Source organism: Sulfurimonas sp., from assembly GCF_026988655.1.
Taxonomy (GTDB): Bacteria; Campylobacterota; Campylobacteria; order Campylobacterales; family Sulfurimonadaceae; genus Sulfurimonas.
In genome coordinates this window covers 1-21031 of sequence record NZ_JALSKT010000045.1, presented here as the reverse complement: position 1 = coordinate 21031, position 21031 = coordinate 1, and the positions used below count along the sequence as shown (strand labels likewise).

Sequence of the window (21031 nt, the reverse complement as noted above, 5' to 3'; positions counted from 1 at the left end):
ATTAAAGCTTTAATCTTATTGAGTATATAAATATCTTTCTAAAATTATCATCGCTGAGATAGAATCTATACGACCATCACGAATATATTTTATTTCACCCTTCATACGGTTTTGTGCTTCTAGTGAACTTCCTGCTTCATCCTGATAATATATTTGACCATCAAAATTCACAAGATTCATAAAATGCGCTATGCGACGCTTCATCTCATCTTCACTGCTTCCACCTAATGGCACACCGATCACAACAGCGTCAGCTTCCCACTCTTGTAGTATCTTTTTAACTTCAAGGGAAGCTTGATTGCGATTTTTTCTTATCACTGCGGGGAGAGGTGTTACTATATCTTTATGTGCAGAATATGCAATACCAATACGTTTCAAACCCAGGTCAATAGCTATATATTTCATTATTTTCCCAGACAAAATGAACCAAACATTTTATCCAACATTTCATCATTTTCAAAAGGTCTTGTAATGCTAGCCATTGCTTTAATGGCCTCACCTAAATGAAAAGAGAATATTTCAAGTTCTTGATCATCCAATGGCTCATACGCTTCTTCTATATTTTTTATAGCAGAGACTACAGCAGAAATTTGCCTTTGTGAGATGAGCATCACTTCTGCACTTGCGTTACTTTTGTTCATAATATTTTCAAGCTTTTGAATTAATGCTGAAACATCATCTTTTGTATCAAGCTCTAAATCAAAGGTAATGGATGGCTCTTTAAATTTCAGATCTAAATCTATTTTATTTTTAATAAGAATTTTCTCTTTATTTTTTGCATTTACTTCTAAAAGTTCAAGTATTTGTCTGTCCTCATCATCAAAAGGACGTGAAGCATCAAATAAAGCAACAACAATATCACTTTCATTTACAGCTTCTATACTGCGTTTAATTCCTATACGTTCTATCTCATCATCAGCTTCTCTAATTCCCGCTGTATCTACTATGCGAATCAAATGCGTACCTATTTTTATCTGTTCTTCAATAGTGTCACGAGTTGTTCCTGCTATAGCACTCACAATAGCACGGTTATAATTGAGTAGAGCATTTAGAAGGGAACTTTTTCCAACATTAGGTTTTCCAATGATCGCCACACGAAAACCTTGCATAAGTCCTTGTCTTGACTCTGAAGCTACAAGTGTTTTAGTTAAAAGCTTATGTAATTTTTCAAGTTTTTCTTTCATTTGCAAGACAATATCTTCAGGTAAATCTTCTTCAGCATAATCAATAGTCACTTCACTATATGCCAAAATATGTATCATTTCATCCCGAACTTCTTCGATAAATTCTTTTAAAGAACCTTTCATCTGCGCTGCAAGTATTTTCGCTGCATCTTCACTTCTTGCTTCAATAAGCTGTGAAATAGCTTCTGCTTCACTGAGATCTATTCTTCCATTAAAAAAAGCTCTTTTAGAGAACTCCCCAGCATTCGCTAATCTTGCACCTGCATCCACTGTAGCTTTAAGTATACTCTGTGCAACTATGTAACCGCCATGACATTGAATCTCGACAACATCTTCTGCAGTAAAAGAGTGTGGCCCCTTAAAATAAATAACAATTGACTCATCTATCAATTCATCTTCTGCATTATATATATCTGATAAAGTTGCGTAGCGTGGTTTGAAGTTTTCTTTTTTCGTGATTTGTGTAGCAATATGGAGTGCTTTGCTACCACTGAGTCTCACAATGGCGATTGAGCCAACGCCATTGGCCGTTGAGACAGCGGTAATAGTATCAGTCATAACACTAAGACCTAATGGTTGTGGTAATCATTAACAATGATATATTTCAGTCCATCTTTCGTAGAGCGGATAACAACATATTTATCAGAATATTTATTACGTAGTTCTTTGAGTGCAATTTGGACTAAAACACCATCAAGAATTTTAGTTTGTGCTCTTCCATCTTTTTCTATATTTTCATATACTGTTGTTAGATAGCGAGAAATTGACTCTTCTTGATTTTTCAAAAATTCTGCTATTTCTAAACGCAGTTGCAGATTATATTTTGTGTTAATCCAATTAAAAATCATATATGAGAGTGCTTTATAACGATACCCTTCTTTACCTATAAGTAGAGCAGCATCTTCACCTTTAAACTCTATTAGAAGTGTTTCACTATCATATACTTTAACATCTATTTTATCAATTTTAAAACAGATAAGTTTAAAAAGTTTGTTTATTTCTTCATCAACTTCTTTAACAATTGCATCCATATCTAAACTAGGAGCAAGTACCTCTTCCTCAACATCATCATAGGCATCATCATAATCAGCAGTATAAGCAAGTCCACTTGCCAAGTCCTCTTCTAGTTCATCTTCATCTTGATCACTCACAAAAGATGCAGGCATGATTGTATCATTGAAAACTTGCTGAGAGGGTTTTGATGGAACCTCTTCTTGAAGTTCTTTAGGCTCTTCTTTGACTTCTTTAGATTCTTCTTTTACTTCTTTTATAGGCTCTTTTGTAAAACTTTCGTCTTTAAAAGCTTCATCTTCTTTTGGCTTTTCAATTGGTGAAATATCTTTTTTCACAGTAGCAACAATAATGGCATTTTTTTTAAAAAAGCCTAAAAAACCACTGCTTGGAACTTGAACAATTTCGATAGCAAGCTCTGTAACAGAGCATTCTAAAGAACTTGCTGCATCATTAAATGCCTCTTCTAAAGTTATTGCTTCTATTTTTACCATTTTTTATTTCTCACTCTTTTTTTCTACAACAGCTTGTAAATCTTTAGCATTTTTAAATTGCTGATTTACTATGTATTGTTGTGCGATTGAGAAAAGGTTGTTTACAAACCAATAAAGAACAAGTCCAGATGGAAAAGTTACAAAGAAAAATGTAAATATCACAGGAAGATACTTAAATACTTTTTCTTGCATTGGATCTGTAAAATTATTAGGTGTCATACGTTGTTGTAAGAACATTGAAGCACCCATTAAAATTGGCAATACATAATACGGGTCCATACGAGAGAGGTCATCTATCCAAAGAATCCATGGAGCACCTTGAAGCTCTACTGCGTTTAGCAGTGTACGATAGAGCGCAAAAAAGACTGGAATTTGTAAAAGCATTGGAAGACATCCACCGAGTGGATTTGCTCCGTGTTTTTTATACATTTCCATTGTTGCCGCATTCATACGTTGCGGATCTTTTTTATATTTCTCTTTTAGTTCTTTGAGCTTAGGCGCAAGCTCTTTCATTTTTTGCATAGAAACCATACCTTTGTATGTCAAAGGATATAATACAAGTCGTATAATAGCAGTAAGTGCAATGATTGCCCAACCCCAGTTTCCAAAGATGCTATGCAACCATGAAAGAAGAGCAAAAAGAGGTTTTGCAGCAAATGTAAACCATCCATACTCTATGGCATTTGTCAATATAGGATCAATAGCCTTTAGAACTTTATGCTCTTTGGGACCAATATATCCATGAATTGACTCTTCTTTATTTGCTTCAAAATAAACCACTGGATTATCATCTTTTCCACGTTCTACGATGACATTTGTGTCTGGTTTAAATCCATAAAGCATAATTGCTGTGTACTGATCAAATGAAGATGCTAACTTCACATCTTGAAATACTTGTCTACCCTCGGCATCACCATCTTCAATAATATGTGCAACATCATCTCCAGTATAGACCATCGCTCCGGCAACTGCCATCAGTTTTTTTGAAACCTGTGGTCTGTCACCTACATAAACATAATATCTTGCATCACTACTTGTTGTAATAACTGCATCATAATGCCCATCTGCATAAAAAGTTAATGTTTTTACTACTGTGAGTTTTGAAAGTTTTTGTGTTAAAGTGACTGTAATAGGAGAATCACCCAAAGTCACCTCACGAACACTTGCAGTATATGGAACTTTTATCGCTTCATCGTTAATTGCATCATCAGCAAATCTAATATAAAGTGGCTTTGTTCCAAATGCAGGAATAACCTGAGCATGAAGGTTTTCATCATTTCTAAACTTCTCTTCTAAAAGTTCTTTTGAAGAGATTCTACCCAGTGTATCTATCTTTAAAATAAAGTTTTTATTTTTAACTGTAACAATTTCACTTGATGCGGTTGTTGCAAGTTTTTCTTGTTGGGAAACTGCATGACCTGATGCTTCTTCGACTTTTTGAGAAACTGTTTTTGTATCAGCCTGAGTTGTTACATTGTTTACTTTAGCATTATCTGCTACCTCTTGTTCTACCGGTGGAAATATCGCTGTATAAGCTACGAAAAATATTACAGATAACAGTACTGCTACCATTAATCTTTGATTTGGTGACATTTTGTCTAACACAAACTACCCTTTATATGAAAAATTTTTTATAATGTGATAACGGTTTTTTTTATTTGGAACCAACCAATATTTAATAGAATCAACGTCTAATTTTGCGGGTTTTACACAGAGTTTATCAAGGAGTGGATATTCTATGCCGCCATCAAAAAGTTGATTACATCGTAGTATTCTAGTCAAAGAGTGGTAAAAAGCACTTGAAAGTGAATTGTTTTCAAAATTAATCCGCGCAAATTCACTACAAGTTGGGTAATAACGACACGACCCATACCCAATAAGTGTAAAAAATTTCTGATAAAGCCACAAAAGTTTAAGCAAAAGTTTTCGCACGTGAGAGAACCTTTTTAAAATCATTGTGTAGTTTTTCAGAAGAAGCATCGAATAATCCTACTTTTGCTACAAATATGTAGATACCATTTTTAAGAGAGGGAGAATACTCACAAAAAACTGCACGAAGGCGACGCTTCGCACGATTTCGTCTCACTGCATTTCCAAGTTTTTTGGTGGCAGTAAAACCTACTTTGTGAACTCCAGATTGAGGAAGAAAAAAAAGTACAACACTACTAGAGTGTTGGTTTTTTCCTTTGTTGTAGACATAACTAAACTCTTTATGAGTTTTAACTATGTCAAATCCGCCTATACTGACAATTTTTTACGACCTTTAGCACGACGACGATTAATTATGTTGCGACCATTTTTAGTAGCCATTCTAGCTCTAAAACCATGTGTTCTTTTTCTCGGCGTATTATGTGGTTGGTATGTTCTTTTCATATTGACATATCCTTATGTAATTTAAGAGCGCAATTATACAAAAGTTTTACTTAAAGTTTGGTTAAGGTTGTAAAATAAAATATGTTATAATTTTACTACTAAAAAGAAATATGGAGACAACTCTGAAATATATCACAAAAATTATGCTCATTTCATTGTTATCTCAAAACCTTTTTGCTGAAGATATTGCTGAAGTCGCAAAAAGATTACATCTTTTTGGCGGTCAAAAAGCAACAGTACAATGGGAAAGAGTATTCTCCTCACAAAGACACTTAAGACGATACAAACTCAACGAACTTCCCCTTCAAACGAGAAACAAACTCAAAGAGTATCTTATTAAACATGCAGCTGATTCTGATCAGCCCATTGTCCCAGGATTATAATAATGAAAAAAACTTTTTTGTTAGCAGCATTTCCTTTATTACTCTTCGCAACTGATAACAATGATCTCAAGATTATAGAACTTCAAGAGAAAGTCAATTATTTATTACAATTATCCAAAGTACATCAAGAAAGTATAGATGAAAATATAGATATTCTTGAAAGAGTTGAAAGAAAATCTATCCTAGACAAAGTAAACTTTTCTCCTGAGTTCTTGTTACGCTTTGATAAACTTGGCTACAAAAACAGATCTATAGAGGGAGAAAATACAACGGTTGATGGCAATCCTGCATCTGAACAAAGACGTGATGAGTTTCATAAACGCTTTCAGGTCGCAAGTTCTATTCGTTTTCGACTCAATATGAATGCAAAGTTTAAAGATATCAAATTTTATGGTCGCATGCTTTATATGACTTCATCACAATCAAATGAACGCCTTTGTATTCTCTCAAGAGATATCAAAAATGGAACTGCAAGTAGTGCTTTTGATGTTGACAGAGCTTATGTTGACTATACTCTCAATAGTAAATCCAGCACGCCTCTGACATTTTCTTTTGGTCTTTTACCAACGACAGCTGGAACTCCAATGCAGTATGCACAAAATAAAAAGCGTAATGCACTCTTTCCTGCCTTAGTTTTTAATATGAATACCTATGGAATGTTAGCAACACAAAAATTTTCTCAAAATACTTATGCAAGAGTAGTTTTAGCAAAAGCGTATACACTTCGAGCAAATTTTTACCCTTATCAGTGTAATAGAGAAAATATTGACAATGCCAATATTATAGGTTTGTATGCAGATACAAAATTTAACTTTTACGGCAAAGCGCTGGCGTCATTTGGTGTCAATATACTCAATGACTTTAGAGCACATCCTTATCTTGGACCTGATGTCTCAGCTGACAATTCACACAACTTAGGAACGATAGCAACATTTGGTCTTGGTATTGACATAGAAAAGTTTGCGAATTCTGATACAACATTTTTTATCCACACAGCTCTTTCCAACCCACATGCAAATGGCAATACAGATGACTATAAAATTACACAATATGTCGATGGAGAAGGCTTAACTGCAGATGAGAATGCAGGTTTTACAGAAGCTGATTATGCAAGTGGAACACTCCTCTCTCAAAATGGCTACTCTGTGTTTTTAGGCACAAAATATGATATAAACACTGCGTTTAATCTCGGTTTAGAATTTAATTATGGAAGTAAATACTGGTTTAGTGCAACACAAGGAGCAGAAGACACCTTTAACAAGTTAGCTATTAGAGGAACTGCGTTTGAAGTGTATGGGACGTGGAAGTTCCATAAATATTTAAACACAAAACTCGGATATATGCGTATAGATGAAAACTACACTGGTAGCGGTTGGCACTTTGGTGAACCTGCTAAAAAGGATGCAACGCAAAACATCCTAAGTTTAAGCATTGAAGCAAGGTTTTAGGTTCATTAATGAAGATTCAGTACAAAATATATATCTCACTTATTATGGGGCTTATACTCCTTATATCAGCCCTCTTTATAAGTTACAATAATATAAATAATAATTCAAAAGTGCTCAAAGTACTCGATAGAAATCAAATCAAAATAAACTTTTATGCAAATAAGCTCAATTATGCCATCAAAAATGATCAGGCACAAATACTTCAAACTATTTTACTCAAGCATATTGTTTTTAGCGATATATCAGAAACAATAGCCAAACCTATACTTATAAATAAAAATATTAATCGCGAGATATCCAACAGTGTTAAAAAACTAAGTCAATATGCACAGCTTAATAGTCATCTTTCAATGCGCTTTGTAAAAACACTCCATACTATAAAGAACAGGTTAAAAGCTTACAAGCTTGTCAGAGATTCTTTGATTGACGCTATTAGAGCAAACGATACTATAGATATACAAGATGCTCTCTATGGCTTTAACAACATGACAAATAAGTTTGCACAAGAAACGCTTACACTTATGGAACTAGCAAATGCAGATATATATCAAAAAATATATAATCTTAAAAAAATAAACCAAGAAAGCTCTTATATACTCATCTTTTCATTTATTCTCTCAAGTATTATGATTTTATTAGCAATATTTAAGCTTCATTCACTTCAAACTAATCTTCAAACGCAGCTACAACGTGCTTTAGTTGCAGAGACTGAGCTTAAAAATGCACAAAAAAAACTTCTCTCTTATAATCAAAACCTTGAAGAAGAAGTAAACAAAGTCTCATCAGAACTTCATAAAAAAATCTACACAAATCCTATCAGTGGGCTACACAATCGTAACAAGCTACTCGAAGACATCAAATCCTACAATTTTATGTATATGGCACTTTTAAACATTGATAAGTTTCAATCTTTTAATGATATATATGGTGAAGATACCGGAAATGTTGCACTTCGATTAACAGGAGAGTTTTTAGAAAATATGATAAAGGATCTTCCTTTACTCATCTACCACATAGGTGGAGATGAATTTGCTATAGTTTGCATCCAAAATATCAATACAGACAAGAAGGTATTTACTCAAATCATTGAAAACATTATAGAAAAGTACAAAAATTATATCTTTTCTTATGATGACAAAACATTTAAATTTTCCATGAGCGCAGGAATTGCAACTGCGAATGAAGATAAGATGCTTGCTTACGCTGATATGGCATTAAGAGATGCCAAAAAGAGAAATATACAGCTAGCTTTTTTTGATGAAGACAAAAACCTTGAACAACAACATAAAGAAGACATTAAATGTCGTAAAAAAATAGAATTTGCTCTCAAATACAATGGAATTCTCTCTTATTTTCAGCCAATTATTCCTATACAAGATGAATCAAAACCCACAAAGTATGAATCACTCGTGAGATTAAAAGACCAAGCCGGAAAAATTATTTCTCCTTTCAAGTTTTTAAATGTAGCCAAAGCACATAGACTCTATAGTGATATATCACATCAAGTTATCAAAAATACACTCTCAGTAATCCAAAAACATCAAATACCTATCTCTTTAAATATGTCTCTCGCTGATATGCTCAATGTCAAAACAATGGAATATCTCTTCACAACACTCGATAGTTTTGAGTACAATCATCTACTCACCATAGAACTACTCGAGACAGAAGATTTTCAAAACTATAATGATGTTGAAGCGTTTTGTAAAAAAGTTAAATCTTATAATATAAAAATAGCACTTGATGATTTTGGGAGTGGTTACTCTAATTTTTCACATGCACTGCGTTTACCTATTGATTATATCAAGATAGATGCGACGCTTATTTCAAAAGTTGACAAAGATGAATACTCAAAAATCATGGTCAAAACTATTGTGGATTTAGCAAAAAGACTTCATGTTAAAACGATTGCTGAGTTTGTTGCTTCACAAGAGATTTTAGATACGGTAAGAGAGTTAGGAGTAGATTATGCTCAAGGTTACCATCTTGGTAAACCTTTAAGCATTGAGGAGCAGTTAGGAAGTTAAAAGTTCTTAAGAAACATTTACTTCCACTTCACCATTTACTATAGTAAACTCAACACGAGAACCTTCTTTAACTACACCTTCTAAGATAAGGTCAGCTAAGCGATCTTCAACGATTTCATACAAAGCACGTTTGAGTGGACGAGCTCCATAAACAGGGTCAAATCCAGCCTCTGCAATATATGTTTTAGCTTCTTCGCTCAAGCTAAGTTCTATATCTCTTTCTTTAACTTTATTAGAAATTTCACTAAAGAAGATGTCAACAATTCCTTTAATTTGCTCTTGTCCAAGTGCATTAAAGATAACAACATCGTCAAGTCTGTTCAAGAACTCAGGTTTAAACGCTTGTTTTAGCTCACCCATAACCATACTTTCAAGTTCAGGACTTCCAGCATGAGTAATAATCTTATCACTTGCAATATTTGATGTAAGGATAATGATAGTATTGCTAAAATCAACCGTTACACCTTTGTTGTCTGTCAAACGTCCATCATCTAGGACTTGAAGGAGCATATTGAAAACATCTGGATGCGCTTTTTCTACCTCATCAAAAAGTACAACTGAGTATGGTTTTCTTCTTACAGCTTCTGTAAGTTGTCCGCCCTCTTCATACCCTACATATCCAGGTGCTGCACCAACTAAACGAGACACAGCATGTTTCTCCATATACTCACTCATATCAATTCGTATTAGAGCTTCTTCAGAGTCAAACAAGAACTTTGCCAAAGTTTTAGCCGTTTGTGTTTTACCAACACCAGTTGGTCCTAAAAATAAGAAACTACCTATCGGTCTATTTTTATCACTCAGACCCGCTTTATTACGCTTAATTGCACGAGCAACAGCATGTGTAGCTTGTCCTTGTCCAACAACGGTTTTGTTCAGTTCATCCTCAACATTTAAAATTTTATCTTTGTCGCTTTGAAGCATTTTATTGACTGGAATTCCTGTCCATCTACTAACAATAGAAGCGATAGAATCTTCATCAACACTATTTTTAAGGAGTGTTCCAGCTTCTTGCATTCTGTCCCATTGTTCGTTAAGCTCTTTTTCTTGTTCAATAAGTTTTGGAATTTCACCATATTCTATCTCAGCAGCACGGTTAAATTCTGAACGCGATTTTGCCATCTCTGCTTCACGACGTTTTTGTTCAATCTCGCCCTTAATTGAAGAAATTTTCTCAAATACTTCTTTTTCAGTTTGAAATTGCGACTCTAATTTTCTTACTTTCTCTTCTACATCAGCAAGTTCTTTTTCTATCTCCTCAAGACGTTTCTCATTTGATGGAGTTTTCTCCATTTTGAGTGCTTCTTTTTCTACCATTAACTCTGAGAGTTTACGTTTTGCAGCACTCAGTTCATTTGGCTCAGACTCAATTTGCATTTTCAGTTCAGCCGCCGCCTCATCAATAAGGTCAATCGCTTTATCTGGTAAGAATCTATCTGCAATATATCTATCAGAGAGTTTTGCAGCAGCAACCAAAGCACTATCTACAATACTTACATTATGGTGTGCCTCAAGACGCTCTTTTATTCCACGCAATATTTGCAGTGATTGATTTACTGTTGGCTCATCAACACTAATAGGTAAGAAACGACGTTGCAGCGCAGCATCTTTTTCAAAGTACTTTCTGTACTCTTTCAGTGTTGTTGCACCAATAGTATGCAACTCACCACGTGCAAGCGCAGGTTTTAAAATATTTGCAGCATCCATAGAACCCTCAGATGCACCAGCTCCAACAATAGTGTGAATTTCATCAATAAAAAGAATGATATTTCCACTCTCTTTTACTTCATCAATAACAGCTTTAAGTCTATCCTCAAACTCACCACGATATTTTGCACCGGCAATCAATGCAGACATATCAAGCGCTATAACACGTTTGTTTTGTAGTGAAGTTGGTACATTTCCACTTTGAATTCTTTGTGCAAGACCTTCAACTAATGCCGTTTTACCAACCCCAGGCTCACCTAAAAGCATTGGATTGTTTTTTGTTTTACGGATAAGAATCTGCATCGTTCTAGATATCTCTTCATCACGTCCAATTACCGGAGCCAATTTCCCCTCTACAGCTTCTTTTGTTAAATCTATACCATATTTAGATAAAGATTCTAGCGTTTCATCTGCAGTTTGTGAGTCAATCTTTGAACCTCCACGCGCAGTTTCAAGCTCTTTTGTGAGCGCCATAACATCTACATATTTTGGTAAAATTGTAGAGAAAGGTTCAGTATTTAAGTTAGCCAAGATGTAAGTGTCTACTGCTAAATACGAATCCCCATTTTTAGTCATAAGCCCAACACCATTTTCTAGTGTTCTTATAAAATCTTGTGAGAGTTTAATACTCTCTTTTGTTACATTAGAAGATTTTGGTAACTTTTCTGCAAGACTTTTGATGTCAAGCTCCATAGCTACTTTATCTATCCCCATTTTATTGAACATTTGGTTCAGTACAGAATCTGAATTTGTTAAAAGTGCCCATAAAAAGTGTACAGGTGCCACTTCTTGGTTTTTGTTGTGCAATGCCAACGATAGCGCACTCTCAATCGATTCAGTCATATTGTGTGTTAATTTCTCAAAAATATTATTCATTTCAAATCCTTTTCTTTTTTTTATTGCCGTAGTATATTGTTTTTTAAAACTTTATTTTGCTACTTTAGTCGCATAATGATTATATCTTTCTAAGCAAAGCTTTGTCAATATTTTATATGTTTATAATTAGACTTTTACTATAATTACAAAAAATTAGTAGGATAGCTAATGTCATCAGTCATAAATGCTTTAAACAATCGTTCATCAAAAAGAGCTTACTTAAATAAACCAGTTCCAAGAGATATTCAAGAAAAAATACTTGAAGCTGCAGGAAAAACACCAAGTGGTGCAAATATGCAACCATGGGTAACTTATGCTGTATCAGACCCTGCGATGCTTAAAAAAATTGGTGATGCAATTATTGAAAAAATGGATGCTGGTATTGAACATGATCAGTTCATTCAATACTATCCTGTTAAATGGGTCAATCCATATAAAAAACGTAGAATCGTAACCGGCGCTGGGCTTTATAAACTTATGGGCGTTGACAGAAAAGACAATGAAACCAGAATCCAAATGTGGAAAGATAACTTTAGATGGTTTGGCGCACAAACTGTAATATTTGTTTTTACAGATAAAGCAAATATAGATGAAGCACAAGGTGCTTTTATAGACTGTGGTGCTTATATGCAAAGTATCATGCTCGCTGCGCAAGATTTTGGAGTTGACAGCTGTCCTCAAGGTTCAACAACTGAGTTTGGAAAAGTTATAGCTAAAGAACTTGAAGTACCTGAAAATCTTGCACTATTATATAGCATAGTTTTAGGCTATGCTGATAAAGATGCTAAAATTAATACCTACCAACCACAAAAAGTTTCACTTCAAGAGAGTGTAACTTTTATCTAATGTTTTTTTGAGAGTATCTTTTTAACATACTCTCATTACCACTCACTCCCCCACTATGAATATACATAATATTTTCATCAGTTTGAGCTAACAACTCCTGCCACATTGATGAAGCATAGAGTAAATCAAACTCAATTCCTGTATTTTGTAATTTTTTATATATATCTAGAAAATCTTTATATGGTTTTGCAAAATGGTATTTCTTTTTTGGTTCGAGAATTATAAGATTGTTCGGTATGGTTGCAAGAGAGCGCATCTGTTCTTTTAAGTAAGTAGCATCACCAATGCATGGGATAGTATAAATTTTATACTCAGGAAGAGATAAAGCTAAAAACAGTGCTGTTGTTCCCGTACCTGATGGAGTAGCTAAAGCACTAACATCTGGCTTTTGTTCTCTTATCTCTTGTGCCAACACTTCTAGCCCTTCCCTTGCTTGTGCATCTGCACCACCTTGGTCTATAATGCATGTTTTTTCATCCATACTTAAACGCAGTGAAGCAATAAACTCTTTATAAAATTCATCTTCAATCTCACAATGCTCCATACCAAGCGATAAAGCTAAAGAGTAATTACCATTTGGGTTTGTTTTGAGTGTTTGACTCATCTTTTTTGAATAATAAAGGAATTTCCAGCCTTTTTTTTGACACATTGCAGCGATGGCAAGCATGGCATTAGACTGTGTTCCACCATAAGAGATAATAGTATGATATGCTGCGTTTGGAGTCTTTAAAAGTGTGTAGAGTTTTCTGTACTTATTACCCGCAAGATAAGGGTCTATCAAATCATCACGTTTAACAAGAAACTCCCTACCGTCTAAAGAGATTTTAGAGATAGAAGAGCTTTGCATTGCTTACTTAATTACTGCTTTTTTTTGTAATTTATCCATTTTTTCTTTAATGACAGTTTTGAATTTTTCCATTTTTAAACGTTGTTCAATAAATGCTTTTACTTCATCAAATTTTCTAGTCATAGCCGGTTTTGTATCTTCAACATAGATAACATGGTAACCAAATTGTGTTTTGACCGGTTCTTTGGTTACTTGACCTTTTTTCATAGAGAATACTTTGTCATTAAAAGCAGGAACCATTTGTCCTTTCGTAAAATAACCTAAATCTCCACCTTTTGGTCCACTAGGTCCAGTTGACTCTTTCTTCGCTAGTTCTATGAATTTTGCTTTTAATTTTTCTCCACTTAAACCTTTGAGTTGTGCAATGATTTTTTTTGCTTCATCTTCAGTTTTTACTAAAATGTGGCGAGCATGAACACTCTCTTTTTCATTAAACTCATCTTTATTTTTCTTGTAATAATCTTTTAAATCTTTCTCAGAAATTTTGATATTTTCAAGAAGTTTTTTTTGCCAAACTTGTACAGCGAGCTCTTTTTTCATTCTATCTTCAAGTTTTTTGAACTCTCTTTTGTACTCTTGTGAGTTTATGATACCTGATTTTTTTGCATCATCATAAATAAGTTCTTTACCAATCAAGTTTTGTAGAACTTGTTTTCTAAAAGCTTCTTGTCTATCAGCTGGAATTTGGTTCAGTCTTCCTTGTGTAGCACTCATTAACTCAGTGTCAACATCTTCTTGAGTGATAGCCTTTCCATTTACACTGACTAATGTCTTAGCAGAGGCCATTGAGCTTGTCAATAACAAAGCAGATAGTAACATTGTAACTTTATTCATTCTAGTTCCTTGTAGATTAATTGAAAGAAGTTTAATATTTATAAACTAATAGATATTAAACAGAAACAATTTTTGCTAAAATACACTTATGAAAAAAGCAACTAAAAAAGAAATACAAGCACTTAAAGAGATATTTGTGCAAAAGTACAGTGATGCAGTTACTGAACTCACGTACACAAATGCCTATGAGCTAGTGATAGCCGTCGCACTCTCAGCACAATGTACAGACAAAAGAGTAAACCTCATCACACCAGCAGTTTTTCAAAAGTATCCTACACCAAAAGATTTGGCAGAGGCTGATCTTGAAGATGTCAAAGAACTACTAAAGAGTTGCTCATTTTTTAACAATAAGGCAAAAAACATCATTGCCATGGCAAAACGCGTTGTTGAAGTATATGATGGCGAAATACCGATGAACGAAAAAGATTTGCAAACACTTGCAGGCGTTGGGCAAAAAACTGCTCATGTTGTTATGATTGAGTACACAGGTGCAAATCTTATGGCTGTTGATACTCACGTTTTTCGTGTTGCACATAGACTCGGTTTAAGTGATGATAAAACAGCCATAGCAACAGAAGCAACCTTAGTCAAAAAATTTAAAACAGATTTACATGTACTGCATCAAGCTATGGTTCTTTTTGGACGCTATATCTGCACAGCCAAAAATCCAAAATGTGATAAATGTTTTGTAACAGAGTTTTGTAAAACAAAAGAAACATTCAAAGTTTAGGTATAAAAAATGCTTCAATTAAATATGATAAAATATACCCTGCTTATAGCTTTACTCTTACTTTCAACTGCTTGTGTCAACAAACACGGCATCTCTGCAAAATATTACAGTGATTGCAAAGAATACTATGATATGCAAGGGTATTACCACAAAGAGTGTGGCGAAGATGATATTGTCACCTACAAAACATTAGGAAAAGCATTTAAAAAGAAAGAGCCACAATCAAATGATAATGTCTGGTAAAATAAACTAAAGTCCTTTATTTTATCGCTAGAAAGGTTGCGAAATTTGACCAGCGGAAAATAACTTCACAATGTGAAAAACCTGCATTAAGTGCCATTTTTATATTTTCTTCTTCACTATAAGGTACTAAAACATTTTCTAAAGCTTCTCTTTTTTGCATAATCTCATACTCAGAATAGCCCTGCTCTTTTTTAAAATCATAATAACACTCTATTAACTCTTTATTGAGTTTTGCATGATGTGATATTACTTTTTCACTAAAGATAAAGACACCCTCTTTTTTTAAAGATACTGCGATTTTTTTAACAAGTTCTTCACGTACCAATGGTCGAATAAACTGTAATGTATAGTTACTGATGAACACATCTGCTAGTTTGTAGTCATACTCTAAGATATCTGCATTCAATACCTCAATATTTGCGCCATAGGCTTCACATTTGCGTTGCGCTTGAGCTAACATCGCTTCGGAGTTATCTAGCCCTATCAGCACTGCGTTTAGCTTGAGTTTTCTGTGAATATTTAAAAGTATTGTAGCCGTAGAGCAGCCTAAATCATACAAAATCCCATCTTCATGAAGATTTTTCAGTGCAAAAAATTCTGTAATCTTTTGAGAGTCTTTATAAAAAGGCACGCTACGCTCAAGCATATCATCAAAGACCGCTGCGACCTCTTCATCAAATTCAAACTGTTTTTTTATCGGTTTAGTAAATACTTTATCATTCATAAATAGAATTTTATCAAAATAAGCCTATAATTGGATTAATTTAATCAAAGGATTTTTATGGATTTTAGTCTTTCTACTTGGATGATGCTTGTATTTGTTATCGGGATGGCACTTAGTTTTTGGAAACTCTATGCTTTTATGCCAAATAAACATCTCAAAGATGATGATACAACACAAGAATCTCAAAATGAGTTAATTGATTTAATACTCCATGTTATCAAAGAGAGTGATGGGGAACTCAACGAAAAAGAGCTCCATGATAAAGTCAAAGGACATGAAAACTTTGATATAGAACATTTTTGGAGATTTAATGAGAATAAACTAAGACAACTTCTCAATATCCACTATCTTAAACATCCTCATACACAAAGTATCAAGGATGTTCATAAAGATTTAAATACTTAGAACATAGTGAAGTTTTAGTTTCTATCCATTGCATTTAAGTCTTTAAATGCTTGTATAACTCTTTGCACAAGACCTTCTTGACCTGCACGAAGCCATTTTCTTGGGTCGTAGTATTTTTTATTTGGTTTATCATCACCCTCAGGATTTCCGATTTGAGCTTGCAGATAATCATGATACTTTGTAACATATTGGCGAACACCGTTCCATGTCGCCCATTGTGTATCTGTATCAATATTCATTTTGATAACACCATAGCTTATAGCTTCTGATATCTCTGAAGGCAAAGAACCTGAACCACCGTGAAAAACAAAGTTTACTGGTTTTTCTTTTGTGTTAAATTCTTTGGCAATATATTCTTGAGAATTATCAAGAATCTTTGGAGTAAGTTGTACATTACCTGGTTTATAAACACCATGTACATTTCCAAAAGAAGCAGCGATTGTAAAGTTTGGAGAGATTTCACTCAACTCTTTATATGCTAATGCTACTTCCTCGGGTTGTGTGTATAATAAAGCGTTATCAATGTTAGTATTATCTACCCCATCTTCTTCTCCACCAGTAACACCAAGCTCAATCTCAATACTCATGCCAATTTTTGACATTCGTTCTAAATATGCTTTACAAACACCAATGTTTTCTTCAATAGGTTCTTCTGAAAGATCTAACATGTGAGATGAGAAAAGAGGTTTCCCTTGAGTTTTATAATAACTCTCACCTGTCTCTAACAGTGCATTTATCCATGGAAGCAATTTTTTAGACGCGTGGTCCGTATGAAGTATAACAGCAACACCATACGCTTCAGCCATCATATGCGTATGAATTGCACCTGCAACTGCACCGATGATCGCTGCTTTTTCACTATCGTTGCTTAAACCTTTTCCAGCATAAAATGATGCTCCACCATTACTAAACTGTATAATTACAGGAGAGTTAGCTTTCGCAGCTGCTTCTAAGACACCATTGATAGAATCAGTATTCACAACATTTACAGCAGGTATAGCAAAACCAACCTCTTTAGCATGTTCATATACTTTACGAACATCATCACCGAACAAAACACCAGGTTTAACAATATCTAAAACACCTTTACTCATAGCATATCCCTAAAAAAATTAAATTTAGCCATTATATTACATAGTTTATTTAAAAGAACTTTATGCTAATATTCTCTTAATAATAATGCAATTAATAGTTAAAGGAATGCAATGAGACTAACAATTGATGAATATTCAAAACAATTTAAAATGTCCAAAGAGATGATAGCGTCAAAACTTCGTACAAAAAAACTCAACTATATTATAGAAAATGGTGTAACATATATAATCGTCACCCGTGCTTCATTAAACACAGAACAAAAAGAACAGATAAAACAAAACATAGAGCAAGCAAGAGAGCCCAAGCAAACCCCACCAGCAAAAGCAAAAACAACTGTTGCCATGGTCCTGGCTCTTTACCAAAAAGAGAACAGACAACTCAAAGAAAAAATAGTGCAATTAGAAGCAAAAATCGACAAGCTTATAGATGATAAAGAGCAGATGCTTCGTGATGAAATGCAAAAAATTGAAAAAGTTTACTCTGCCAAAGATGAGCAACTTAAAATGGTTTTAGAGCTTGTAAATACAAAACTATTAGCACAAAAGAGCAATCCAACAGTTCATGATGTAGAACCTATTAAACAAAGTCACGAAGAGACAAGAGATGTTGAACTTGTTGATGAGATTGTTGAACTAAAAGAGTACCTTAAAACTCTTGAGCTTGAGCCTTATCAAAGAAAAATAATCAAAAAGAGATTTTTAGCTGTTTACAATAGTGATATACGTATCATCAAACAAAATGGAAAACTCTACCTCAATTTTGCAAAATATGACTATTCTGATTTACTCGAGTACTAATTAATGAGTAAAATCCAAACAAAAACTTTTATAACACATAATGTCACACAAGCGCTAAAACAGTATGAAGAGGAGAATCTAATACCCTCTACAGAGTGTGACTTTTCCATAATCAAGCTAGATACTTACCTCAAAAGTAATGCAAATCAAGAGTATGAACTCTATACAAAAGAAATTTTGCAAAAGATTTTGAATAAAGACAAAATAATTAATGAAAATATATCATTCAAACAAAACTATACCATTGAAGTCGCAGCAAAAAAAAAGCAAGATATTGACTTAAACTACAACATTAATTTTTCTGAGTATTACACACATCCAAAACTTATTCTCTATCCTACTTCAAAGATATCTTACAAGAATTATAAGCCTATAGATCTACTTAAAATTCTCTTTAAAGAATTCAATAAGATCAAAGTATCTCATAAAATTCTTATTAACATTTTTGATGATGAGATGAAAAAGACGCTTAAAATTTTAGTCAAGTATATTTATGCCCAAAAGTTTGTAAAAAGAGTAGCTATACCTCTTTTTAGTGGGATTGAACCTCTTATCGCAAGAAAGAGTGAACTCACACTCCTTTTCCAAGAAAAAGAACAAAAAAATGAACTCTTAGAAGTTGAGAAAAATGAACTACTTGTTAGATATCAAAAGCCTCTTTTTGGCAAAAAAGGTTTAACTGCCTTTGGTGAACTTATAGATAATGAATATTCACATAATATTAACGACTTAAACGCAGTAGTAGATTTAAATTCAATTAGAATTGAAGAAGATGAAAATTACAAAGATTATTATAGTAAAGTTAAGGGGTATATTTATTATGATGGCAAATCTCTTAGAGTAGATAATAAAATAAGACTCAATGAGATTTCAAGAAATAAAGAGATAATAGACAAAGAACTCCATAACAATATTGAAGTCATTATTTCACAAGAAGATGCTAGTCGTGACAGCATAAAAGAAGGTGTTGATTTAGTCTCTGAGACTATTCATGTAGATGGTTTTGTTGGTGCAAAAAGTCGACTTGAGGCTGTTAACCTTGAAGTAAAAGGTGCAACACATCAAGACTCAAAACAAATCGCAAAATTTGCAACAATAAACAGGCATAAAGGAACACTTAGATGTCACGAAGCTAAAATATCTTTGCTCGAAGGTGGGGTAGTTCATGCCACAACCGCTATAATCGACTCATGTATTGGAGGTGAAATTCATGCCCAAGATGTAACCATCAATCATGTAAAAAACAACCTCAAAGTATATGCCTCAAACTCTATAACGATTAAACTCGTTAGTGGTGAAGATAATACTTTTGAAATAAATTACCAAAAAGTCCCCGTTATTACCACAAAGATAGAGTATATTGAAAAAAATATTGAAGAGTTAAAGTACAAACTCTCGCAAGCAAAACTCAACAACCTAGATAAAGTAGAAGATATAAAAAAAGAGATTCAAACATTACGAGAAGATATCAAAAAAATAGAAGAGTCTTACAAAAGTGCAAAAATAAGTATAACACAAGCTTTTAGAGGGCTTAACACCATTATCTTTAGTATCGATAGTGATAACACAATCAAATATAAAACTAAAAATAAAGCATATAATGATTTTCATCTTGAAATCACTGAAGAACTTATCATCCTACATCCTGTAGAACAATCCATCCCAATCCAATAAAAAATACATAAAACTTTCTTGGCTTTTTAAGAGTAAAAGCCTCAATCAAATATACGGAATACCGTATATAATATAAATATAAACATATTTTATATACCTTAATGAGTATTTTATATACAATAAAACTATATTTTAATATTATTATATGTGTATTTAAGTATATTTTTCGTATAATCCTATCTATGAAAATTGATGATTTATTTAACATTCTGCATAACTCTTTAGAGTCCAAAAATAACGGTAAAAAGATATCCCTCAAAGAGATGGCATTAAGTCTTGGTATATCTATGCGCACTTATCAAGATTGGAAGCTTGGTCGAGCCAAGCCACAAGCTGCTCGCGTTGTTATGAAGATGTTAGGTCAATTAGACGATGAAGAGATTATAAGAGCTGTGAGAAAAATCAACAAACTTGAGGATTAAAAAATGGGTGCACTTACAAAAAAAGAGAGAGATGGACTGGATGATGTGTTTTTATCCATCCATTCAAGAGAAGAAAAGTACCAAAAAATCAAAGAAATATCTAACTTAATTATTAATCATAATTCAAAACAAAAGCTAATAAACCTCTACAAACAGGCGAAATATGGACTAAAAGAAACAAAAATATCATATTTTTTAGAACAATACTACAAAAAGAAGAAAAATTTAAGCAAATAAACTATAAAGTATCTTTAGCTGAATTATTTCATGAAACACTTTATTTATGGAAGTTCGGGAAAAATTAATCAAAAGGTCAATCTATGAATAAAGCGCAATTCGTTGAACTGGTACAAGAGCAAGGTAATTATAAAACTAAAACAGAAGCTGAAACAGCTATAAAAGCTTTTACAGAGGCTGTAACTGAAGCATTAGTAAAAGGTGAAGACGTTTCTTTAGTAGGTTTTGGTAGTTTTGCAGCTGCATTACAAAAAGGTAAAAGTGGTAAAGTACCAGGTACTGACAAAACTTATACAACTCAAGATAAAATGGTTCCTAAATTTAAAGCTGGCAAAGGTCTTAAAGACCGCGTTGCAGCTGGTAAATAATTCTTTGAAGTATCATCTTAGTGATGGTACTTTAATCCTCAAATGAAAAATACTTTTTTTTCCTCTCTTTTTAAACAAGAAAAAGCTATAAAAAAAGAAGAAAGTAAAGTTCTTCAAACACTTAAAACATTACAAGAAAATAGTAATCTCACCATCTTTTTTGATGTAAGCATATACCATCACAAACAAAGCTATCATATTCCTCTAGTAATTTATGATGAGTATCGAGGACTCTATCTCTTTGAGGTAAAAGATTGGTCTTACCAAGATTTACAAGATGCAACAATCACAAAAGTAAAACAGCAA

Annotated in this window: 25 protein-coding genes; 13 read left to right on the top strand and 12 right to left on the bottom strand. The window is 33.4% G+C overall.

The features are described from left to right. Nucleotides 1–15: 15 nt before the first annotated feature. Genes ruvX through rpmH form a run of 7 tightly spaced genes read right to left on the bottom strand, consistent with a single transcriptional unit; the run spans nt 16 to nt 5062 of the window. Nucleotides 16–405, bottom strand: a complete 390-nt coding sequence (gene ruvX / locus MV052_RS04480; protein WP_297441371.1) for a Holliday junction resolvase RuvX — start codon at nt 403–405, stop codon at nt 16–18. After that, a complete protein-coding gene (mnmE, locus tag MV052_RS04475; RefSeq protein ID WP_297441369.1) occupies nt 405–1742 on the bottom strand; it encodes a tRNA uridine-5-carboxymethylaminomethyl(34) synthesis GTPase MnmE in 1338 nt (445 codons plus the stop codon). Before mnmE ends, ruvX begins: the two co-directional genes overlap by 1 nt. Nucleotides 1743–1753: 11 nt before the next feature. Beyond that, nucleotides 1754–2689, bottom strand: a complete 936-nt coding sequence (locus MV052_RS04470; RefSeq protein ID WP_297441367.1) for a Jag N-terminal domain-containing protein — start codon at nt 2687–2689, stop codon at nt 1754–1756. A 3-nt stretch (nt 2690–2692) separates the two neighbouring features. Further along, entirely contained in the window at nt 2693–4294 is a 1602-nt protein-coding gene (yidC, locus tag MV052_RS04465) for a membrane protein insertase YidC (protein WP_297441365.1), read from the bottom strand. A 3-nt stretch (nt 4295–4297) separates the two neighbouring features. After that, nucleotides 4298–4645: a membrane protein insertion efficiency factor YidD gene (gene yidD / locus MV052_RS04460; RefSeq protein WP_297441482.1), complete on the bottom strand. Its 348-nt coding sequence runs from the start codon at nt 4643–4645 to the stop codon at nt 4298–4300. Beyond that, a complete protein-coding gene (gene rnpA / locus MV052_RS04455; RefSeq protein WP_297441480.1) occupies nt 4602–4916 on the bottom strand; it encodes a ribonuclease P protein component in 315 nt (104 codons plus the stop codon). The genes yidD and rnpA overlap by 44 nt, the downstream gene beginning before the upstream one ends. A gap of 11 nt (nt 4917–4927) precedes the next feature. After that, nucleotides 4928–5062, bottom strand: a complete 135-nt coding sequence (gene rpmH, locus MV052_RS04450) for a 50S ribosomal protein L34 (RefSeq protein ID WP_280332161.1) — start codon at nt 5060–5062, stop codon at nt 4928–4930. 110 nt (nt 5063–5172) lie between these two features. On the opposite strand from rpmH, the gene MV052_RS04445 reads away from it, so the two are divergent. Genes MV052_RS04445 through MV052_RS04435 form a run of 3 tightly spaced genes read left to right on the top strand, consistent with a single transcriptional unit; the run spans nt 5173 to nt 8920 of the window. Further along, a complete protein-coding gene (locus MV052_RS04445) occupies nt 5173–5445 on the top strand; it encodes a hypothetical protein (RefSeq protein WP_297441361.1) in 273 nt (90 codons plus the stop codon). A gap of 2 nt (nt 5446–5447) precedes the next feature. Next, nucleotides 5448–6893, top strand: coding sequence for a DUF3373 family protein (locus MV052_RS04440; protein WP_297441359.1), 1446 nt, complete (start codon nt 5448–5450; stop codon nt 6891–6893). Between the two features lie 8 nt (nt 6894–6901). Continuing rightward, complete coding sequence (locus MV052_RS04435; RefSeq protein WP_297441357.1) at nt 6902–8920, top strand: GGDEF domain-containing phosphodiesterase; 2019 nt, start codon at nt 6902–6904, stop codon at nt 8918–8920. Between the two features lie 6 nt (nt 8921–8926). On the opposite strand, the gene MV052_RS04430 is transcribed toward MV052_RS04435, so the two are convergent. Next, a complete protein-coding gene (locus tag MV052_RS04430) occupies nt 8927–11503 on the bottom strand; it encodes an AAA family ATPase (RefSeq protein ID WP_297441355.1) in 2577 nt (858 codons plus the stop codon). Nucleotides 11504–11671: 168 nt separating this feature from the next. Here MV052_RS04430 and MV052_RS04425 point away from each other — a divergent pair, with 168 nt between their 5' ends. Then, nucleotides 11672–12349: a nitroreductase gene (locus MV052_RS04425; protein WP_297441354.1), complete on the top strand. Its 678-nt coding sequence runs from the start codon at nt 11672–11674 to the stop codon at nt 12347–12349. Here MV052_RS04425 and MV052_RS04420 read toward each other — a convergent pair. Continuing rightward, entirely contained in the window at nt 12342–13196 is an 855-nt protein-coding gene (locus MV052_RS04420; protein ID WP_297441351.1) for a pyridoxal-phosphate dependent enzyme, read from the bottom strand. The genes MV052_RS04425 and MV052_RS04420 overlap by 8 nt on opposite strands. Nucleotides 13197–13199: 3 nt before the next feature. Next, on the bottom strand, nt 13200–14030 hold the full coding sequence (locus tag MV052_RS04415; protein WP_297441349.1) for a peptidyl-prolyl cis-trans isomerase: 831 nt from the start codon (nt 14028–14030) through the stop codon (nt 13200–13202). An 88-nt stretch (nt 14031–14118) separates the two neighbouring features. On the opposite strand from MV052_RS04415, the gene nth reads away from it, so the two are divergent. Then, the gene (gene nth, locus MV052_RS04410; RefSeq protein WP_297441347.1) at nt 14119–14760 is read left to right on the top strand and encodes an endonuclease III; all 642 of its coding nucleotides are present in this window, start codon (nt 14119–14121) and stop codon (nt 14758–14760) included. Between the two features lie 24 nt (nt 14761–14784). Further along, nucleotides 14785–15003, top strand: a complete 219-nt coding sequence (locus MV052_RS04405; protein ID WP_366089119.1) for a hypothetical protein — start codon at nt 14785–14787, stop codon at nt 15001–15003. Between the two features lie 16 nt (nt 15004–15019). Here MV052_RS04405 and cmoA read toward each other — a convergent pair whose 3' ends face one another. Further along, nucleotides 15020–15727: a carboxy-S-adenosyl-L-methionine synthase CmoA gene (cmoA, locus tag MV052_RS04400; protein WP_297441343.1), complete on the bottom strand. Its 708-nt coding sequence runs from the start codon at nt 15725–15727 to the stop codon at nt 15020–15022. A 57-nt stretch (nt 15728–15784) separates the two neighbouring features. On the opposite strand from cmoA, the gene MV052_RS04395 reads away from it, so the two are divergent. Continuing rightward, nucleotides 15785–16132, top strand: a complete 348-nt coding sequence (locus MV052_RS04395; RefSeq protein ID WP_297441341.1) for a hypothetical protein — start codon at nt 15785–15787, stop codon at nt 16130–16132. A 14-nt stretch (nt 16133–16146) separates the two neighbouring features. On the opposite strand, the gene fbaA is transcribed toward MV052_RS04395, so the two are convergent. Continuing rightward, on the bottom strand, nt 16147–17226 hold the full coding sequence (gene fbaA / locus MV052_RS04390; protein WP_297441339.1) for a class II fructose-bisphosphate aldolase: 1080 nt from the start codon (nt 17224–17226) through the stop codon (nt 16147–16149). A 111-nt stretch (nt 17227–17337) separates the two neighbouring features. Between fbaA and MV052_RS04385 the strand changes: the two genes are divergently transcribed. The 6 genes from MV052_RS04385 to MV052_RS04360 form a co-directional block, all read left to right on the top strand. Further along, complete coding sequence (locus tag MV052_RS04385) at nt 17338–18024, top strand: hypothetical protein (RefSeq protein ID WP_297441337.1); 687 nt, start codon at nt 17338–17340, stop codon at nt 18022–18024. A 3-nt stretch (nt 18025–18027) separates the two neighbouring features. Then, on the top strand, nt 18028–19698 hold the full coding sequence (locus tag MV052_RS04380) for a hypothetical protein (protein WP_297441335.1): 1671 nt from the start codon (nt 18028–18030) through the stop codon (nt 19696–19698). A 182-nt stretch (nt 19699–19880) separates the two neighbouring features. Continuing rightward, nucleotides 19881–20120 (top strand): XRE family transcriptional regulator, encoded by a 240-nt coding sequence (locus MV052_RS04375; RefSeq protein WP_297441333.1) that lies wholly within the window; start codon nt 19881–19883, stop codon nt 20118–20120. A gap of 3 nt (nt 20121–20123) precedes the next feature. Beyond that, nucleotides 20124–20357 (top strand): hypothetical protein, encoded by a 234-nt coding sequence (locus MV052_RS04370; RefSeq protein WP_297441331.1) that lies wholly within the window; start codon nt 20124–20126, stop codon nt 20355–20357. 83 nt (nt 20358–20440) lie between these two features. Beyond that, on the top strand, nt 20441–20725 hold the full coding sequence (locus MV052_RS04365) for an HU family DNA-binding protein (RefSeq protein WP_297441329.1): 285 nt from the start codon (nt 20441–20443) through the stop codon (nt 20723–20725). Nucleotides 20726–20767: 42 nt separating this feature from the next. Beyond that, on the top strand, nt 20768–21031 hold a 264-nt coding region (locus tag MV052_RS04360; protein ID WP_297441327.1), incomplete at its 3' end, for an NERD domain-containing protein.

Coding starts and splice junctions, on each gene's coding strand:
- nth (WP_297441347.1), top strand. CDS start 14,119: ATGAAAAAAGCAACTAAAAAAGAAATACAAGCACTTAAAGAGATATTT.
- MV052_RS04415 (WP_297441349.1), bottom strand. CDS start 14,030: ATGAATAAAGTTACAATGTTACTATCTGCTTTGTTATTGACAAGCTCA.
- MV052_RS04365 (WP_297441329.1), top strand. CDS start 20,441: ATGAATAAAGCGCAATTCGTTGAACTGGTACAAGAGCAAGGTAATTAT.
- MV052_RS04425 (WP_297441354.1), top strand. CDS start 11,672: ATGTCATCAGTCATAAATGCTTTAAACAATCGTTCATCAAAAAGAGCT.
- MV052_RS04470 (WP_297441367.1), bottom strand. CDS start 2,689: ATGGTAAAAATAGAAGCAATAACTTTAGAAGAGGCATTTAATGATGCA.
- fbaA (WP_297441339.1), bottom strand. CDS start 17,226: ATGAGTAAAGGTGTTTTAGATATTGTTAAACCTGGTGTTTTGTTCGGT.
- MV052_RS04385 (WP_297441337.1), top strand. CDS start 17,338: ATGAGACTAACAATTGATGAATATTCAAAACAATTTAAAATGTCCAAA.
- MV052_RS04375 (WP_297441333.1), top strand. CDS start 19,881: ATGAAAATTGATGATTTATTTAACATTCTGCATAACTCTTTAGAGTCC.
- MV052_RS04395 (WP_297441341.1), top strand. CDS start 15,785: ATGGATTTTAGTCTTTCTACTTGGATGATGCTTGTATTTGTTATCGGG.
- MV052_RS04380 (WP_297441335.1), top strand. CDS start 18,028: ATGAGTAAAATCCAAACAAAAACTTTTATAACACATAATGTCACACAA.
- yidD (WP_297441482.1), bottom strand. CDS start 4,645: ATGATTTTAAAAAGGTTCTCTCACGTGCGAAAACTTTTGCTTAAACTT.
- MV052_RS04430 (WP_297441355.1), bottom strand. CDS start 11,503: ATGAATAATATTTTTGAGAAATTAACACACAATATGACTGAATCGATT.
- MV052_RS04370 (WP_297441331.1), top strand. CDS start 20,124: ATGGGTGCACTTACAAAAAAAGAGAGAGATGGACTGGATGATGTGTTT.
- MV052_RS04405 (WP_366089119.1), top strand. CDS start 14,785: ATGATAAAATATACCCTGCTTATAGCTTTACTCTTACTTTCAACTGCT.
- mnmE (WP_297441369.1), bottom strand. CDS start 1,742: ATGACTGATACTATTACCGCTGTCTCAACGGCCAATGGCGTTGGCTCA.
- MV052_RS04435 (WP_297441357.1), top strand. CDS start 6,902: ATGAAGATTCAGTACAAAATATATATCTCACTTATTATGGGGCTTATA.
- MV052_RS04440 (WP_297441359.1), top strand. CDS start 5,448: ATGAAAAAAACTTTTTTGTTAGCAGCATTTCCTTTATTACTCTTCGCA.
- MV052_RS04445 (WP_297441361.1), top strand. CDS start 5,173: ATGGAGACAACTCTGAAATATATCACAAAAATTATGCTCATTTCATTG.
- ruvX (WP_297441371.1), bottom strand. CDS start 405: ATGAAATATATAGCTATTGACCTGGGTTTGAAACGTATTGGTATTGCA.
- rpmH (WP_280332161.1), bottom strand. CDS start 5,062: ATGAAAAGAACATACCAACCACATAATACGCCGAGAAAAAGAACACAT.
- cmoA (WP_297441343.1), bottom strand. CDS start 15,727: ATGAATGATAAAGTATTTACTAAACCGATAAAAAAACAGTTTGAATTT.
- MV052_RS04420 (WP_297441351.1), bottom strand. CDS start 13,196: ATGCAAAGCTCTTCTATCTCTAAAATCTCTTTAGACGGTAGGGAGTTT.